At 60.9% G+C, this 16,748-nt stretch carries 13 protein-coding genes and 1 tRNA gene; 7 read left to right on the top strand and 7 right to left on the bottom strand.

Annotated features, from left to right (window positions below; all coding sequences use genetic code 11):
• Positions 1-419: 419 nt before the first annotated feature.
• Both ACLH0I_RS15170 and ACLH0I_RS15165 read left to right on the top strand, forming a co-directional pair.
• Positions 420-1,334 carry a GGDEF domain-containing protein gene (locus ACLH0I_RS15170; RefSeq protein ID WP_411384617.1) on the top strand — a complete coding sequence of 305 codons (915 nt, stop codon included), beginning with the start codon at positions 420-422 and terminating at the stop codon, positions 1,332-1,334.
• Positions 1,331-2,368 (top strand): AraC family transcriptional regulator, encoded by a 1,038-nt coding sequence (locus ACLH0I_RS15165; RefSeq protein ID WP_186706796.1) that lies wholly within the window; start codon positions 1,331-1,333, stop codon positions 2,366-2,368. Before ACLH0I_RS15170 ends, ACLH0I_RS15165 begins: the two co-directional genes overlap by 4 nt.
• 213 nt (positions 2,369-2,581) lie before the next feature.
• Here ACLH0I_RS15165 and ACLH0I_RS15160 read toward each other — a convergent pair whose 3' ends face one another.
• The 3 genes from ACLH0I_RS15160 to nirB all read right to left on the bottom strand — a co-directional run bounded on the left by ACLH0I_RS15160 (position 2,582) and on the right by nirB (position 6,177).
• Positions 2,582-3,022 (bottom strand): CBS domain-containing protein, encoded by a 441-nt coding sequence (locus ACLH0I_RS15160; RefSeq protein ID WP_018610425.1) that lies wholly within the window; start codon positions 3,020-3,022, stop codon positions 2,582-2,584.
• Positions 3,023-3,244: 222 nt separating this feature from the next.
• Entirely contained in the window at positions 3,245-3,616 is a 372-nt protein-coding gene (gene nirD / locus ACLH0I_RS15155) for a nitrite reductase small subunit NirD (RefSeq protein WP_411384616.1), read from the bottom strand.
• Positions 3,616-6,177, bottom strand: coding sequence for a nitrite reductase large subunit NirB (gene nirB, locus ACLH0I_RS15150; protein WP_411384615.1), 2,562 nt, complete (start codon positions 6,175-6,177; stop codon positions 3,616-3,618). Before nirB ends, nirD begins: the two co-directional genes overlap by 1 nt.
• Positions 6,178-6,735: 558 nt before the next feature.
• Here nirB and ACLH0I_RS15145 point away from each other — a divergent pair.
• A complete protein-coding gene (locus ACLH0I_RS15145; RefSeq protein ID WP_411384614.1) occupies positions 6,736-7,149 on the top strand; it encodes a CBS domain-containing protein in 414 nt (137 codons plus the stop codon).
• A gap of 29 nt (positions 7,150-7,178) precedes the next feature.
• On the top strand, positions 7,179-8,162 hold the full coding sequence (locus ACLH0I_RS15140) for an SDR family oxidoreductase (protein ID WP_411384613.1): 984 nt from the start codon (positions 7,179-7,181) through the stop codon (positions 8,160-8,162).
• Here ACLH0I_RS15140 and ACLH0I_RS15135 read toward each other — a convergent pair.
• From ACLH0I_RS15135 to ACLH0I_RS15125, 3 genes are all read right to left on the bottom strand, one after another.
• A complete protein-coding gene (locus tag ACLH0I_RS15135) occupies positions 8,151-9,758 on the bottom strand; it encodes an alpha-amylase family protein (protein WP_411384612.1) in 1,608 nt (535 codons plus the stop codon). The genes ACLH0I_RS15140 and ACLH0I_RS15135 overlap by 12 nt on opposite strands.
• A gap of 10 nt (positions 9,759-9,768) precedes the next feature.
• Positions 9,769-11,295, bottom strand: coding sequence for an alpha-amylase family glycosyl hydrolase (locus tag ACLH0I_RS15130; protein ID WP_411384611.1), 1,527 nt, complete (start codon positions 11,293-11,295; stop codon positions 9,769-9,771).
• Positions 11,296-11,619: 324 nt separating this feature from the next.
• Positions 11,620-12,291 carry a Bax inhibitor-1/YccA family protein gene (locus tag ACLH0I_RS15125; RefSeq protein ID WP_014338124.1) on the bottom strand — a complete coding sequence of 224 codons (672 nt, stop codon included), beginning with the start codon at positions 12,289-12,291 and terminating at the stop codon, positions 11,620-11,622.
• A 124-nt stretch (positions 12,292-12,415) separates the two neighbouring features.
• Here ACLH0I_RS15125 and ACLH0I_RS15120 point away from each other — a divergent pair.
• The 3 genes from ACLH0I_RS15120 to ACLH0I_RS15110 all read left to right on the top strand — a co-directional run bounded on the left by ACLH0I_RS15120 (position 12,416) and on the right by ACLH0I_RS15110 (position 15,543).
• Positions 12,416-12,503, top strand: a tRNA-Ser gene (locus ACLH0I_RS15120).
• Between the two features lie 124 nt (positions 12,504-12,627).
• Entirely contained in the window at positions 12,628-13,482 is an 855-nt protein-coding gene (locus ACLH0I_RS15115) for a prohibitin family protein (protein ID WP_250964684.1), read from the top strand.
• 264 nt (positions 13,483-13,746) lie between these two features.
• A complete protein-coding gene (locus ACLH0I_RS15110; protein WP_411384610.1) occupies positions 13,747-15,543 on the top strand; it encodes a DAHL domain-containing protein in 1,797 nt (598 codons plus the stop codon).
• 106 nt (positions 15,544-15,649) lie between these two features.
• Here the strand turns inward: ACLH0I_RS15110 and ACLH0I_RS15105 are convergent, their stop codons facing one another.
• A complete protein-coding gene (locus tag ACLH0I_RS15105; protein ID WP_250966064.1) occupies positions 15,650-16,597 on the bottom strand; it encodes an IS110 family transposase in 948 nt (315 codons plus the stop codon).
• Between the last annotated feature and the right edge of the window lie 151 nt (positions 16,598-16,748).

Below are 16,748 nucleotides of genomic sequence, written 5' to 3'. Positions count from 1 at the left end.
GCCCGGCAACTGGGTGGGCACGCTAGGGGTGGGGAATGACGGTTCTGTGACAGGCAGGGGGCGCAGAAGCCAAGCGGGTAGGTTTTGAGTGGATTCGCGGCACACAATGAGCTGATACGACCCTCTTTTACGACGGGTGCGGGTCCTCGTGGCGAGGGAGCTTGCTCCCGCTCGGCTGCGCAGCAGCCGCAGATCGGACGATGCGGCGTGCCTGCAAGTATCGTGGCGCTTGGTTTTTTTGGAGGGGCGCTTCGCACCCCAGCGGGAGCAAGCTCCCTCGCCACAAGGATTGCGGCAAAAAAATCCGGATAACCGATGAGCTGATTCGACCTCCCCCACCCCATCACTCGCCGTCACCGCACTGTCACATTCATCTGCTGTGCTGGGCCGCATTCCGCTTCTGGCAAAGGATTCCGGCCATGTTCTCCGTGCTCCGCCCGCACCGTTTCAAACTCGCCCTGCTCCTGCTGGCGGCCAACTTCGGGTTGCTCCTGCACTTGGCCAGCGGCGAACTCAAACCCATCGCCGAATGGGTCTGGCTGGATATCCTCGGTGAAGGTGGCTCGGCGCTGCTGGCGTTGGTCTGGCTGGGGTTGGTACTCAAAAGCCGCCCGGCTGGCCGGGTCACCAACTACCTGGTCCTGGGCCTGGGCTGCATCTTCTTTTCCTGGTGGATCGACAGCCTCGACGAATTCATCCGCCTGCCCGACAGCATCACCTGGGATCACTGGCTCGAATCCGGACCGATGCCGCTGGGCATGATCCTGCTGACCCTCGGCATCTACCACTGGCACCGCGAACAATTGGCAATCAATGGTCAGATGGAGAAGCGCGAGCGACTGTTCCGTGAGCACCGTCTGTTCGACAAGCTCACACCGTTGGGTGGCGCTGACTTTCTCAAGCATGAGCTGTCCGCCAGCCTGGAGGACAGTCGTCGTCGCCAACAACCGCTGTCGCTGCTGGCCTTGGACCTGGATAACTTCACCGCTATCAACCAGCGTTTCGGCCACGGCGAAGGCGATGCGGTATTGCAGGCGATCAGCCAGTTACTGGTCTTGAACCTGCGCCGCCAGGACCTGCTGTGCCGCCTGGCCGGTGATCGCTTCGTGGTGCTGCTGCCCGACACCGGCGAAAGCCAGGCCCGACGCCTGGCCCTGGAACTGGAAATCGCGGTGCGCAGCCTGGCTCACAAGACCCGACAACACGGCGAGCGGCTCCAACTGGCCGCCAGCACAGCGGTGGTGATGGCGTTCGACGAATCCCCCGACGCCTTGCTCAAACGCCTGAACCTGGCGCTCGCCCAGTCCCGGACCCTGTTGGCGAAAAGCGCATGACGCTCAAGACCTGCTGGTACGAAACCGACAGCCGCTTCATTCCGGGACACTATCAACCCGCGGCGCTGATCGACCTGGCATTGTCGCGGGACATCGACAGCCATCGCCTCCTACGCGGCACCGGGCTATTCCATGACGATATCCTCGCCGGACAGAGCCGCATCAGCCCGCAGCAGTTCCTCGGCCTGATCGACAACAGCCGGCGCCTGCTGGATGCCAGCGACAGCAGTTTCCTGTTTGGCCAGCGGCTGTTGCCGGGGCATTACGGCCCCGCGAGCCACGCTTTGCGTCACGCGCAGAACTTGCATCAGGCCCTGCAGACCCTGATCGACCAGCAGGCACTGCTCAGCCCGTTGGCGGCCCCTCGGCTGCTACTGGACGAGCACTACGCCTACGTCCATTGGCTAGACAGCTGCGGTGCCGACGAACAATGGCGCTTCGTGCTGGAAGCGAGCATGACCTCGATGGTGGCGATGAGTGCCTGGCTCAGCGGCGAACGCTTGCCCTGGCAGTGCAGTTTTCGCCACGGCGAGCCGCGTTACGTCGAACAATATTGGGTGCACCTGGGTGAGCACACCCAATTCGACCGCCCTCTGGACCTGATGCGCCTTCCCCGTCACTGCCTCGCCCAGCCCTGGCCCAACGTCTCGGCCACCGCCGGCCAGGTGGCGCGGATCGAAGCCCGGGACCAGCTCGATCAACTGGGTTTCGCCTCAAGTTTCCTGGATTGCCTCTACGACTACCTGCACGCCCATGTGCAGCAGACGCCGAGCCTGGAACAGACCGCCCAGGCCTTCGCCATGAGCCCGGCGACCCTCAAGCGCAAATTGCACAAGCACCACACCGGGTTCCAGCAACAGGTGGACCGGGTGCACACCCATGTGGCCCTGTATCTGTATCAGGTCAAGGGGTTCAGCAACGAGGAAGTGGCGCAGTACCTGCGCTTCAACGACACGGCGAACTTCCGGCGCTCGTTCAAGCGCTGGACTGGCAGTACGCCGAATCTTATCCGGCAGTTGTTGATGTTGGGCTGAAGGGAGCGGCTTGAAAAAGGCCTTATCGCGAGCAAGCTCGCTCCCACACTGGAATGGGGGGGATGCAAAGTAGGCTTGCGGTGAACTGCTGTTGTGGCGAGGGAGCTTGCTCCCGCTCGGTTGTGCAGCGACCGCAAGATTTTGGGACCGCTGCGCGCTCCAGCGGGAGCAAGCTCCCTCGCCACAAGTGCCGTTGTGTTCGAAAAATCGGGGTCAATGCCCGCGAATGTAATGCTCCAACTGCCGGATCAAATCCGCCTGCTCGACAATCGCCTCTTTCACCAGGTCGCCGATGGACAACAGGCCGATCAACTGCCCGTTATCCAGCACCGGCAGGTGCCGCAAGTGGCTGTCGGTCATGACTTCCATGCAGCGGTCGATGCTCTGCTGGCTATCGGCGGTGATCACCGGGGCGCTCATGATGGTGCGCACGGTCGTGCCCACCGATGAGCGTCCCTTGAGCACCATCTTGCGTGCATAGTCCCGCTCGCTGAACACCCCCACCACCTGGCCGTCCTCGATCACGGGTAATGCGCCGACATTTTTCTCGGCCATGATTTGCAGGGCTTCGAGCACCGTCTGCTCGGGGGCGATGCTGTGGACCTGCTGGTTCTGCACGCTCTTGAGCCTGACCAGTTGGGCGGCGGTTTTCATTGTTCATCCCCAATTTCAGTAAAAAGTGACCCGCTGTTCGTGGCGAGGGAGCTCGCTCCCGCTCGGTTGCGCAGCGACCGCAAGATTTTGGGACCGCTGCGCGGTCCAGCGGGAGCAAGCTCCCTCGCCACAAGAGCACTGCACTGCTAGAGCACCATAAGAGCACTGCTAGAGCACTGCTAGAGCACTGCAGGAGCACCACAACAGCAGGCATAGCACGGATCAGTCTTCGCCAATCTCCACCACATCACCGTTGAGCCGCACCGGCCACACCCGCAGGCTTTGTTCCGGGTATTCCAGGCAATGACCGTCTTCCAGACGGAAATGCTGCTTGTACATCGGCGAGGCAATCACCAGGTCACCCTTGATACTGCCCAACAGTCCGCGGCCGATGACGTTCGCGCCGGACTTTGGGTCGCGGTTGTCGATGGCGTACAGCGGCTTGTCCTCATGTTCCGGCAGATAGAGCAACGCCACTTGGCTGCCATCGTGCCAGGCGACCACGCCGGAGTTGGGCACCAGGTCCTCACGGCTGCACAGGGCGCGCCATTTCGGGGATTCTTGAGCGATACGAACGACATTTGACTGGCTCATCAGAGCACCTCCTCGGTAACGGGAATCAGGTGGAGTTCATGGGCATGCACTGGCCGACGCTGGCCGCGCTCGCGGACGAAGTGAACATCCGGATCGCCGCGCTTGTCGTTGACGAAGGTGCGGAAACGCTTGAGCTTCTCCGGGTCCTTCAAGGCATTGGCCCATTCGCATTCGTAGCGGTCGACCACCAATTGCATCTGCGCTTCGAGCTCGGCGCCCAGGCCCAGGCTGTCGTGAATGATCACGTCCTTGAGGTAGTCCAGGCCGCCCTCCAGGCTTTCGCGCCAGACCGATGTCCGTTGCAACTTGTCGGCGGTGCGGATGTAGAACATCAGGAAGCGGTCGATGTAGCGGATCAGCGTGGCGTCGTCCAGGTCCGTGGCGAACAGCTCGGCGTGACGCGGACGCATGCCACCGTTGCCGGCCACGTAGAGGTTCCAGCCCTTCTCGGTGGCGATCACGCCGACGTCCTTGCTCTGGGCCTCGGCGCACTCGCGGGTGCAACCGGATACCGCGAACTTGAGCTTGTGCGGCGAGCGCAGGCCTTTGTAGCGGTCCTCGATGGTCAGTGCCATTTGCACGCTGTCTTGCACGCCGTAGCGGCACCAGGTGCTGCCCACGCAGGATTTCACCGTGCGCGTGGATTTGCCGTAGGCGTGGCCGGTTTCGAAGCCCGCTTCGATCAGCTCGGACCAGATGTCCGGCAACTGGTGCAACTGGGCGCCGAACAGGTCGATGCGCTGGCCGCCGGTGATCTTGGTGTAGAGGTCGTATTTCTTGGCGACCACACCGATGGCGATCAGTTTGTCAGCGGTGATCTCCCCACCGGCAATCCGCGGCACCACCGAGTAGGTGCCGTTTTTCTGCATGTTCGCCATGAAAGTGTCGTTGGTGTCCTGCAACGGCACCAGGGACGGGTCCATGATCGGCTGGTTCCAGCACGACGCCAGGATCGAGCCCACCGCCGGTTTGCACAGGTCGCAGCCGGTGTGGCCACGGCCGTGCTTGGCCAACAGTTCTTCGAAACTGATGATGCCTTCCACCCGCACCAGTGCATACAACTCCTGGCGGGTGTAGGCGAAATGCTCGCACAGGCTCTTGTCGACACTGACGCCACGGGCAATCAATTCATGCTCGAACACCTGCTTGACCAGTGCCGCGCAACCACCGCAACCGGTACCGGCCTTGGTGTCGCATTTGAGCTGGCCAAGATCGGTGCAACCGCCGTCGATGGCCGAACAGATCGAGCCCTTGGTGACGTTGTGGCACGAGCAGATAGTAGCGGTTTCGGGCAGCGCCGCCGGGCCCAGGGTCGGAGCGCCCTCGGACGATGGCAGGATCAGGCTGGCGGCATCCTTGGGCAAGGCGATGCCGTTCTGCATGTATTGCAGCAAGGTGTCGTAGTAGCTGTTGTCACCCACCAGCACTGCGCCGATCACGTGCTTGCCGGCGGCGTCCACCACCAGTCGCCGGTAGCTGGCGCTGGTTTCATCGATGAATTGGAAGCTGCGCGAACCCGGCGTGTTGCCATGGGCATCGCCAATGGAGCCGACATCCACGCCGAGCAACTTGAGTTTGGTGGACATGTCGGCACCGGTGAAGGCTTCAGCGCTTGCGCCGCACAGGGTGGCCGCGACATTGCGGGCCATCTGGTAGCCGGGGGCGACCAGGCCGAAAATGCTGCCGTTCCAGGCCGCGCATTCGCCGATGGCGTAGATGTCCGGATCGCTGCTCTGGCAATGATCGTCGATCACCACGCCACCGCGTGGACCGATCTGCAGGTCGCTCTGGCGAGCCAGGGCATCCTGGGCGCGGATACCTGCGGAGAACACAATGAGGTCGGTTTCCAGGAAATCGTCGTCACCGAAATTCATCCGATAACGGTACTGCTCACCGGCACTGATGGACTGGGTGCCCTTGGACAGGTGCACGCCGACGCCCAGGCTTTCGATGCGTGCCTTGAGGGCCAGGCCACCCTGCGGATCCAACTGCACCGGCATCAGCCGTGGGGCGAATTCCACCACATGGGCTTCCAGGCCGAGGGTCTTGAGGGCGTTGGCCGCTTCCAGGCCCAGCAAACCACCCCCCACCACCACGCCACGGCGGGCATTGCTGGCGGCGGCGCGGATCGCGTCCAAGTCTTCCAGGGTGCGATAGACCAGGCACGAATCGCCTTCAGCGCCCTGGATCGGCGGCACGAAGGGATAGGAACCGGTCGCGAGCACCAGTTTGTCGTAGCTGACACGCTCGCCGGCTGTCACGACTTCACGGGCCTGGCGGTCGATTTCCAACACAGGTACACCCAGGTGCAACGTGACGCCCGGGGTCTGGTACAACGACGCTTCGCCCAAGGCCAGGGACTCGGCATCACGCCCGGAGAAATACTCGGACAGATGCACGCGGTCATAGGCACGCATCGGCTCTTCGCTGAACACATGCACGCGGTAATGATTGAGGGCACCGCGCTCGATCAACTGTTCGACGCAGTGATGGCCGACCATGCCATTGCCGATCACGATCAGCGTTTGCAGCTTGTTCAGGGAAGCAACGTTGGAATTCATAAAAAGCACCCGACAAAAGCCCATCACGATGTTGAAAGCAAAAAAAAGACGCCTGAAACCTTGCGGTTCCAGGCGTCTTTGCCTGTTCTGTGCGGTATCGGCCCGGCGACTGCGCCCCGACCTACCGTTATCCCCCGGCCTGCTGGCACTCGATCTTCGTTGACCGACGGGGCTGCCCACTCGACTGTGTTCACGGCGGGCCTGGATAGCCTCTTGCAGCGAGCGTGCCAAACCTCATCGGCAACCCTGTCCACGCCCTCCCCGCCACCGACGATCCCCTGTGGGAGCGGGCTTGCCCGCGAAGACGCCCGCTCAGTCACCGCAAGCCGAGCGGTATTCGCTTCGGTCTCGCAAGCGCCAACAACTGCCTTGCGATGGTGCGAGCCTGCACGAGCGGCTTCATAAAAGTGCAGCCTTTCAACCCCTCCAGCAAAAATCCTGAACCATCGCCAACCCCGATTTTCACAATAAGTGAGGAGCCCGTCCGGTCGCCGTAAAACCACTCACGACGCCCGGGCCGTGGCTTGCTGTCAAACCCGAGAGAAAGGAGATTCAACGATGAAAATCAATGAAATCATGAGTCGGGAAGTACGCACGATCTCCCCCGATACCTCCCTGAGCGAAGTGGCGCAGATCATGCGCCAAGCCGACATCGGCGCCTTGATCATCAACCAGGACGACCGCATGGCCGGGATGATCACCGACCGCGACCTGGTGGTCCGGGCCATGGCCGACGGCATGGACCTGAGCACGCCCGTCAGTCGGATCATGAGCGATGAGGTGCGCTACTGCTTCGACGACGAAGAGATCGACCATGTGGCCAAGAACATGGCCCAGATCGAAAAACGCCGCCTGCCGGTGGTCAATCGCGACAAGCGCCTGGTGGGCATGGTCTCGCTGGCCAATGTCGCCAGTTGCAACGCCGACAAGCTCAGCGCCAACCTGCTGCGCGGCGTCGCGCGGCCTCACTGACTCAGCCAAGGAACTGCGGAGCGAGCGCCATGGAGGAACAAAGCCCACCTGTCGTGGTGATCTGTGGTGCCACCGCCGGCGTCGGCCGCGCCACGGCGCATCGGTTTGCCGTCGCCGGCTACCGGGTTGGGCTGCTGGCCCGGGGCGAACAGGCGCTGGCGGCCACGGCAGAAGAGTTGACGCAATTGGGGGCGACCTGCCTGGCAATCAGCGTCGACGTGGCCGATGCCCAGGCGGTAGCCGACGCCGCACAGCGAATGGAGCGAGAACTCGGCCCGATCGGCGTCTGGGTCAATTGCGCGATGGTCACTGTGTTCTCTCCCATTCGCCAACTGAGTGCCGACGAGATCCATCGGGTTACGGACGTGACCTACCTGGGCACCGTGCACGGCACCCTGGCGGCGCTGCAGCTCATGGCCCCGCGTAATCGCGGCGTGATCATCCAGGTCGGCTCCGCGCTGGCCTACCGCGCCATTCCGCTGCAAGCAGCGTATTGCGCGGCCAAGTTCGCGGTGCGGGGCTTCACCGACTCACTGCGCTGCGAACTGCTCCACGACCACAGCGACATCCGGGTGTGCATGGTGCAACTGCCGGCGATCAACACACCGCAGTTCGATTGGGCACGCAACAAGTTGAGCAAGCGCGTGCAGCCGGTGCCGCCGATTCATGATCCGGACGTGGCCGCCCGGGCGATTTTCAGCGTGGTCAAGCGCACACCCCGGGAGCTGTGGCTCGGCGCCGCCTCCGTGAAGGCCATCGTTGGCACCTGCCTGTTGCCGGGGCTGTTGGACCGCCTGATGGCTCGCAGCGCCTATGCCGGACAAAGGACCGACGAAGATGACAACAGCCAACGGCCGGACAATCTGTTCGAATCGCAGGAATCCCTGCACCGCACCCGTGGGCGGTTCATTGGCCGCTCGCGAGATTCGGCGCTAGCCCTCAGTTCTACCCAAGTGTCGGCGCTGTTGCTGGCTATCGGCGGGGTGTTGGCCGTAGTGCTGCTATTGTTCTGATCCGGTGCGGCGCCACCACCGATAGCCATAGCCATTCAAGGTCAGTTGCCGATCGATGGCGGCCGGGTATTGGCTGTCCGAAATGATTTCCTTGAAGCCTTGCAAGTCCAGGCCGTCCAGCTTCACGGTCAGCGTGTCGTTGCTCAGGTTGGCCAACATCACCGAGGTGGCCTCGCCCACATGGGCCACGGCGAATACCGCCGGGTGATCGACCGTCAGCAGCCGGGCTTCGCCGTCGCCCACCTCAGGCAGGCCGGCACGGGCCAACAGCAATGGCCGCACCCGGCTCAACAACGACTCAGGTGCATTCAGCTGGTCCTCGACATTGAGCTGGGTGTAGGCGAAGGCGCCTTCATCGATCACCGGAGCGACGAGGCGCTGGGCCGATGAAAAGCCGGCGTTGGCCTGGCTGTTCCACTGCATGGGCGTGCGCACAGAGAGCCGCTCGGGACGGGACAAATCGTCGCCCATGCCGATTTCTTCACCGTAACGCACGATGGGCGTGCCGGGCAGCGACAACAGCAAGGCCTGGGCCAGCGCTTGATGGCGCACATCGCCGTCCAGCATCGGCGCCAGGCGTCGGCGAATACCCCGGCCATACAGGCGCATGTCCGGCTCCGGGGCGAAGACTTGCATCACTTCCTCACGTTCCTCAGCGCTCAAGCGCTCCAGGTCGAGTTCGTCATGGTTGCGCAGCCACACCGCATAGCTGGCACCGTCCGGCGGTGCGGGACGCCGGGCGATGGCACGCTGTAAGGGTTCGGCCTGGCCGCGAGCCAACGCCAGGAACACATGGTTGTTGACCCAGAAATCCAGCACCAACCCCAAGCGTTCGCCGTTTCCGAAGTAATGGCTATAGCGCTCCGGTTCGACGTCGACCTCCCCCAGCAACACGCCTTCGGGGTTGATGGCGGTCATGCACTTGAACAGCCGGTCCAGTACCCAGACGCCCTTCTCTTCATCTTCGCCACCGGCCTGTTCCACCAGGTGCGAAGCGGCATCCAGGCGAAAACCGGCGATGCCGAGCTCGAGCCAGTGGACCATGATGCGCTCGATTTCCTCGACCACACGTGGGTTCGCCAGGTTGAGGTCCGGCTCATGGCGATAGAACAGATGGCGGTAGTACTGCCCGGCTTGTTCGTCCCATTGCCAGATGCTGTCTTCCACCGACGGAAAGATCGGTTGGTTGCCGTCGTCCACCGGAGTGTCGGACCACACGTAATAATCCCGGTAGACGCTGTCCTTGTCGCGCCGCGCCCTCTGGAACCAGGGATGTTGGTCGCTGGTGTGTTGCGCCACCAGTTCAAGGATGACGCGCATGCCGCGCTCCCCGGCCTGGACAATCAACTGGCGCAGGTCTTCTTCGCTGCCGAAGCGTGGGTCCAGGGCCATGAAATCGCTGACGTCATAACCCGCGTCCTTGAATGGCGAGCGGTACACCGGCATCAGCCAGAGAGCACCAACGCCCAGTGCCTTCAGATAATCCAAGCGCTGGATGATGCCCTTCAGGTCGCCGCGGCCGTCGCCATTGCTGTCGGAAAACAAGGACGGATCGATCTGGTAAATCAGGGTCTTTCGGTGCCAGTTGGCTTTCATCGGTCACTCCTCATCGGCACAGGATCACAGCCTGCTCGGCAGCCAGTCGGCCACTGAATACTTGACCTTCGCCCGCCCCGTCGCTGGCGATTTCGACCTGCCAGGCGTCGACCAGGGGGAACGTATGTTCGCTGTCGGCGAAGTTGATGCAGACCAGTCGCTCATCGCCCTCACAGTGGCGACGATAGGCCAGCACTTGTGGGTGCGATGGCAGTTCCTCCCAGGCGCCCAGGCGCAACGCCAGGCTGGCGCGACGACAGGCCAGCAGGCGCCGGTACAGCGCCAGGGTGGAATCGGCTGTTCGTTCCTGCGCCTCGACGGCCAACGCGTCGGCATCCGGCGCAAAGGGCAACCACGGCGCGGCCCCGGCCCAGCCATGGGGCGCCTGGACGGTCCAGGGCAACGGCGCCCGGCTGCCATCCCGGCCGCCCGGATCGACGCGGGTCAGGGCCATGACCACGGCGTCTTCCAAACCCAGTTCTTCGCCTTGATAGATAAACGGCGTGCCGCGCAGCGTCAGCAGCAGGACCGCAGCGGCTTGGGCCCGGCGTAGCGAACCGCCGTAGCGGCTGCGGTGTCGGCTATTGTCGTGATTGGACAGCACCCAGGTTGGCCACGCCTGCAACGGGCCAAGATCGTTCTCCACCTCGCGTATGCACATGCGGAATACCACCGGATCCCAGGGGGCGTCCAAAGGCGGGAAATTGAACGACATGTGCAGTTCGTCACTGGCCCCATAATAGGCCGCCACCTGGGCCGTGGAGCGAATGTTCACCTCGCCGATCAACACCCGCTCGCCGGAGTAGCTGTCCACCAACCGGCGCAAGCCACGCAACACTTCGTGGCTGTACGGCTGGTCGTTGATCTTGACCATGGTTTCACCGGCCATGCAGCGCGGATCATCGGCAAAGCTCGGGTCCTTGCCGACGCAATGCACGACATCGACACGGAACCCGTCCACGCCTCGCTCCAGCCAGAAATGCAACACCTGGTGCATGGCCGCCACCACGTCGGGGTTGTGCCAGTTGAGGTCGGGTTGTTGCGGCAGAAAAAAATGCAGGTAGTACTGCTGGCTGGTCTCGTCCCAGGTCCAGGCGCTGCCGCCGTCGATCGAGGCACGCCAGTTGTTCGGCTGGTCGCGCCAGATGTACCAGTCGCGCTTGGGGTTGTCGCGGCTTGCGCGCGACTCGATGAACCAGGGATGTTGGTCCGAAGTGTGGTTGGGCACGAAATCCAGCAACACCTTCAGGCCGCGCGCGTGGGCTTGGGCGATCAATTCATCCAGGTGAGCCAGGGTGCCGAACAGCGGGTCGACATCGGTGTAGTCGCAAATGTCGTAGCCCGCGTCGCACATGGGGGAACGAAAGACCGGGGACAGCCACAACGCGTCGACGCCCAGGAGTTGCAGATGATCCAGGCGTGCGGTCAAGCCGGAAAGATCGCCGATGCCGTCGCCGTTGGCATCGGCAAAGGAACGTGGATAAACCTGGTAGATCACAGCGTTCTTCCACCAGGGCGAAGGGAAGGAGTTGGGCATGTCGCCTCCTTTGATCGCAGTGTTTGGTGGGCAAGACCGCAGCCCCGCCGGACGCCCCGTTTATCGCGGAACATAGTGTAAGAACCCGATAAATCACTTGGGGTTCGTTTTTTCTTGCGGGGCCAGGCGACCCTACAGTCGGCTGGGGGTTGTTGACGATGTTGCTGCGGCCCCCTGAGCGGCCGTTACCGAAAAAACGGATATACCCGTCATTCCTTCCAAAATGCGCCAAAAAAAACGGCGCTTCCCATTGCTGAAAGAAGCGCCGTTGTCTCTATGTGAACAGCATCACGCCAAAGCGGACTCTTCACTCATCGCATGCAATCAGTCGTCACGCCCCATCAGGCCAAACAGCTGCAGCAAGCTGACGAACAGGTTGTAGATCGATACATACAGGCTGACAGTCGCCATGATGTAGTTACGCTCACCGCCATGAATGATGGCGCTGGTCTGATACAGGATGCAGACCGACGAAAACAGCACGAAGCCGGCGCTGATCGCCAGTTGCAGGCCGCTGATCTGGAAGAAGAAGCTGGCCAGCACCGCGCCCAGCAGGACGAAGAAACCTGCGGTGATGAAACCGCCGAGGAAGCTCATGTCCTTGCGGGAAATCAGCACGTAGGCCGACAGGCCACCAAATACCAGGGCGGTCATTGCAAAGGCCGAGCTGACCACTTCGGCGCCGCCCTGCATTTGCAGGTAGCGATTGAGGATCGGGCCGAGCAGGAAACCCATGAAACCGGTCAGGGCGAAAGCCGACACCAGGCCCCATGCCGAGTCACGGAGTTTGTTGGTAAGGAAGAAAAGGCCATAGAAACCGATCAGCACGACGAAGATGTTCGGGTAACCCACCCGCATCTGTTGTGCGACGTAGGCCATCACACCGCTGAAAGCGAGCGTGAGTGCCAGCAGGCCATAAGTGTTGCGCAGGACGCGGCTAACCTCTAGCTGCTCAGCCTGCACGCTGTTGTTCACTGCGTAATCCTGTTCGCGCATGGCGACACTCCTCCGGTTTTGAAACATTCAGTGGCAAGGATCATAACAGACGCTCTGTAACAAGCTACGTAGAGAGTTTGACAGTGTGTTTCATTCGGGTATTATGGCGCCCGCAACGCAATACGGAGGTGTGGCCGAGTGGTTTAAGGCAACGGTCTTGAAAACCGTCGACTGTAACAGGTCCATGAGTTCGAATCCCATCGCCTCCGCCATCTTCTAACGTTAAAGCCCTGATTTATCAGGGCTTTTTCGTGTCCGGCATTCAGAATGCCTATTGCAGCTTCAGCATCGGACAACGCTATGGCCAACCCCACCCCGCCACTCAAGGAAAGAAAAGTGACCAGCAAAACCATCGGCTCCATCGTTGCTGCAATCATGGGCATCGTCCTGTTGTGTGTATTGTTCGGCAGTTGGTACACCGTCGACGAGACCGAGCGCGGTGTACTGCTGCGCAACGGTGCGCTGGTCGGGGTGGTTGAACCGGGCCTGTCCTTCAAGACGCCATTCATCGAATCCGTACGCATGATCAGCGTCCAGAGCCAGGTCACGGCCTACGAAGACCTGCAGGCCTACAGTAAGGATCAACAGTCCGCCGAGCTCAAGGTGTCCGTGTCCTGGCATATCGCGCCTTCCGATGTGGCGAAGGTCTACACCCAGTTCAAGGACCTGGAAGGCATCCGCGACCGAATGATCAGCCGCCAGGTGCCGACCCAGGTGGAAAACGTCTTTGGCAAGTTCAACGCCGTGGCTGCCGTGCAGAACCGCGTCCAACTGGTCAACGATATTTCCACGGCTATCAAGGCCACCATTACCGGTCCGGTCATCATCGACAGTGTCCAGGTCGAGAACATCGATTTCAGTGACGCCTACGAAAAGGCCATCGAAGCGCGCATGGCCGCGGAAGTCCAAGTCAAGACCCGCGAACAACAGCTCGCCACCGAGCAGGTCCAGGCGCAGATCCGGGTAACCCAGGCCCAGGCCGAAGCTGACTCGCAAGTGGCCCAGGCCAAGGCAGACGCGCTGGCGACCGAACTGCGCGGCAAAGCCGAAGCCGAGGCCATCAAGGCGCGGGCCCAGGCCCTGGCCAGCAACCAGAACCTGGTGGAGCTGACCAAGGCCGAGCGCTGGAATGGCGTGCTGCCCACCACCGTGCTGCCGAACAGCGCCCTGCCCTTCATCGACATCAAGTAACGCCATCGGCGCGGCCTGCCTGGCCGCGCCTGCTCCATCCCGGGAGCGCCCCCGACAGACATCATCCCGCTCGTTAGCGCTACACTCGGCAATGAACCCGACGTTCATCGTTAGCAGGGAGCTCAACGTGCATCCAGGCAAAAGCAGATCGACACGACCCACCGTACGACGATTACCTCGCCTCCCCTTCGGCTCAAATCTTGAGCATCTCCCGCCTCGGGAATTCACCTACGCATTGATCAGCACCCCGCATAGGAGAACAGCGTGACCACGCTTATAAAAAAATATAAATGGCCCGCCCTGTTGGCCGTCGCGCTTATTGTGTTTTCTGCGCTGATATTCTTTCTGATCAAGTCATACACGTACGACTCATCGACCTACTTCGAATCCCGCGACTTCATTCGCCAACTCAAACAATCCGATGCGAACTGGAACAGCAAGATCCTGAGGAAAAAGATCGGCATCAACAACAACCTCTCCCTGGCCCCGCCACCAGAGGCCGACAGTCGCTGGCAGCAATTGGAGCAGCTCAACAACACCGGCCCCTTGGCGACACTTTGGATGTCCCGTCGCCAGGGCTATGTGGAAGCCGTCAAGAACAAATCCTTGCTGGTGGAGCAATTCGAACGACACAACGCCCATCTACGCACCTCCCTGGATGCGCTGCCGCAGGTTGAAGACCAGATACAAACGCGGCTCACGGACATGAATATCGAAAGCCCGCTGGAACGCATGACCGTGGCGTCCAATGTGCTTGAGTTGACCCTGACAACATTGGAGTTCGCGCTTTATGTCACGACGGACAAAGCCAGGGAGTTGCAAGGCAAGTTAACTGAGCTGGAGCCTTACATCGAACGATTGCCCGCGACTGACCAGGCGCCCTTCATAACCCTGACCCAGCACGTCAAGACCATCGTTCAGGAACAACCGGTCGTCAATGACCTGCTTGACCGCATCAGCGTCATTCCGGTTGCCCAGGAACTGGACAGTATCAATGAATTGTTGAACGAGACACAGCGCAGGACCGCCGCAACGGACCGTCAATACCACATCTACCTGGCCGTGTGCGCAAGCCTGATGGCGCTGTTGATGATCTACCTGGCGGTGCGGTTGGTTCGCAGCTACGCCACGATCAACCAGATCAACCAGGCGCTGCAATCGTCCAACGAACGCCTCGAAGAGCGCGTGCAGGAGCGCACGCGTGAGCTGATGGAAGCCGAACGCGAGCTGGTGGAGGCGGCCCGGATGGCGGGCATGGCCGAAATCGCGACGAACGTGCTGCACAACGTCGGGAATGTGCTCAACAGCGTCAATATTTCAGCCGAGGTGGTAACCCGCAAGTTGAGGCACAGCAAGACGCTCGGGCTCACCAAAGCGGTCAATATGATGAATGAACACGCCGAGGACCTTGGCCACTTCATTAGCCACGATGAAAAAGGCCGCTTGCTGCCACGCTATTTCAACGAGTTGGTCGACTCCATCGCCGCCGAACAGGCGCTGCTGATCGATGAATTGGCGCAGTTGACCAAGAGCATCGATCACATCAAGGAAATCGTCACGACCCAACAAACCTATGCGGGCGCCGCCAGGCTGATCGAACCGCTCAAGGTCAGCGACCTGTTCGAAGATGCCCTACGAATGAATTCGGGCGCCCTCAGCAGGCACCACGTCACCGTCATCAAGGATTACCAGGACGTTCCCATGATCATGGGCGACAAGCACAGGCTGTTGCTGGTCCTGATCAATCTGATCAGCAATGCCAAGTTTGCGATGTCGGACACTGAAGGGCATCCGCGTGAAATGACCTTGGGAATCCGCATTCTCGACGAAACGACGCTTTGCCTGAGCGTCAAGGACCGTGGCGAAGGCATTTCCGCAGAGAACCTGGCGCGCATCTTCAATCACGGTTTTACGACACGCAAGGACGGCCACGGGTTTGGCCTGCACAGCTGCGCCCTGGCGGCGGTAGAAATGAATGGCCGCTTGCATGTCCACAGCGATGGGCCGGGGCAAGGTGCGCTGTTTACCTTGGAGATCCCGTTGGAGTTGGCGCGTACCTGACTGCCGCCTCGCGAACAAGCTCGCTTCCACAGGTGAAACTGGTGGACACGCTACTCATGAACACCCGGGAAAAACTGTGGGAGATTCTATGGTTGAGGGGAAGCCCTCAAGCCGCTTTTGGTTGGTATTCGCTTTGCCCTTTCAGCAGAGCGAATACGATCCGAGCAAGCTTGCGTGCCAGTATCACTAGCGCCTGGGTGGTAGCGAAGCCTTGAGCTCTTAGTTTTTCATAAAAGCCTTTCCAGGCAGGCGTACGGCTAGCCGACATGGCTGCGTTGTGCAAAAGCCGACGAACTTCCGGATCGCCTCGTTTGCTCAAGCTTCGGCGGTCGTCTTTTTGTCCTGATTGGGACACTCGCAAATCCATCCCCAAGAAGGCAATGAAGGCGTCTGCGTTTTTGAAGTCGCCCCGCTGAAACGCCGTAAGTAAGCGGGCTCCGGTCAGAAATCCGATGCCCTCGACCTTCAGGCAATGGTTCAGTTGACCTAGCAAACCAGCATTTTTCAGATGATCCTTGATCGTCTTCTCGATCAATGTCTCAAGCCTCTGCATGGCGGCGATTTGCTCGGCGAAAGCGGTCTTGAGCAGCGGCTCATTGGCCCAGCTTTGTACCAGGGCGACTCGAGCCTGAACCAACGCAGCGCGACGGCGGAAAAGGCTTAGAAGCTGGCGATACAACGGAGATGGCGGCGCCCATGGATGAAGCTCATGCCCTTCGTTCTTCAGGTAACGAGCCAGCAGCTTGGCGTCCAGCGCGTCGGTTTTGGCGCGTACTTTTACGCCTTTGCGGTAATGGTGAAGTTCATAACCGCCCACCATATAGATCGTGCAACCGGCCTCATAGGCCAGATCAGCAAAATCCAAGTGATAGATATTGGTCGACTCAATGGCGACATCGACGGGCCCCGGCAGTACTTTCAACCACCTTTTGATGGCCGCCTTGTCGTTGGGAATCGCTTCCAACACATCAAGCTCTGCGTGATAGATCACCAGCTCGTTCTTGGCGACATCCACGCCCACGATCGGCTTTGTGACAGAAACCGGCATTGCCATTGAAAATCCTCCGGGCTAAGGTTTGAACACTTGAAGGGGTCACCCAGAGGCGCAGGCTTGTCTCTATCGTCGATCCAGGCCGAAGCATTCTTTATCGGCGCTTGGGTGAAAGGAGGAGGGGCGAAATCTCCCACGGTCTGTACTGCGCGAA

It is taken from the genome of Pseudomonas sp. MPB03, assembly GCF_046605385.1.
In the GTDB taxonomy this organism is placed as follows: domain Bacteria; phylum Pseudomonadota; class Gammaproteobacteria; order Pseudomonadales; family Pseudomonadaceae; genus Aquipseudomonas; species Aquipseudomonas zanjanensis.
Note: the sequence above shows the minus strand (reverse complement) of the source record. Positions and strands in the feature narration are given on the sequence as shown.

What these genes read in the sequence shown, in the direction of transcription:
- ACLH0I_RS15135 (WP_411384612.1), bottom strand. Translation starts at nt 9,758, where the DNA reads ATGAAAGCCAACTGGCACCGAAAGACCCTGATTTACCAGATCGATCCG.
- ACLH0I_RS15160 (WP_018610425.1), bottom strand. Translation starts at nt 3,022, where the DNA reads ATGAAAACCGCCGCCCAACTGGTCAGGCTCAAGAGCGTGCAGAACCAG.
- ACLH0I_RS15145 (WP_411384614.1), top strand. Translation starts at nt 6,736, where the DNA reads ATGAAAATCAATGAAATCATGAGTCGGGAAGTACGCACGATCTCCCCC.
- ACLH0I_RS15165 (WP_186706796.1), top strand. Translation starts at nt 1,331, where the DNA reads ATGACGCTCAAGACCTGCTGGTACGAAACCGACAGCCGCTTCATTCCG.
- ACLH0I_RS15170 (WP_411384617.1), top strand. Translation starts at nt 420, where the DNA reads ATGTTCTCCGTGCTCCGCCCGCACCGTTTCAAACTCGCCCTGCTCCTG.
- ACLH0I_RS15130 (WP_411384611.1), bottom strand. Translation starts at nt 11,295, where the DNA reads ATGCCCAACTCCTTCCCTTCGCCCTGGTGGAAGAACGCTGTGATCTAC.
- ACLH0I_RS15140 (WP_411384613.1), top strand. Translation starts at nt 7,179, where the DNA reads ATGGAGGAACAAAGCCCACCTGTCGTGGTGATCTGTGGTGCCACCGCC.
- nirB (WP_411384615.1), bottom strand. Translation starts at nt 6,177, where the DNA reads ATGAATTCCAACGTTGCTTCCCTGAACAAGCTGCAAACGCTGATCGTG.
- nirD (WP_411384616.1), bottom strand. Translation starts at nt 3,616, where the DNA reads ATGAGCCAGTCAAATGTCGTTCGTATCGCTCAAGAATCCCCGAAATGG.
- ACLH0I_RS15125 (WP_014338124.1), bottom strand. Translation starts at nt 12,291, where the DNA reads ATGCGCGAACAGGATTACGCAGTGAACAACAGCGTGCAGGCTGAGCAG.
- ACLH0I_RS15105 (WP_250966064.1), bottom strand. Translation starts at nt 16,597, where the DNA reads ATGGCAATGCCGGTTTCTGTCACAAAGCCGATCGTGGGCGTGGATGTC.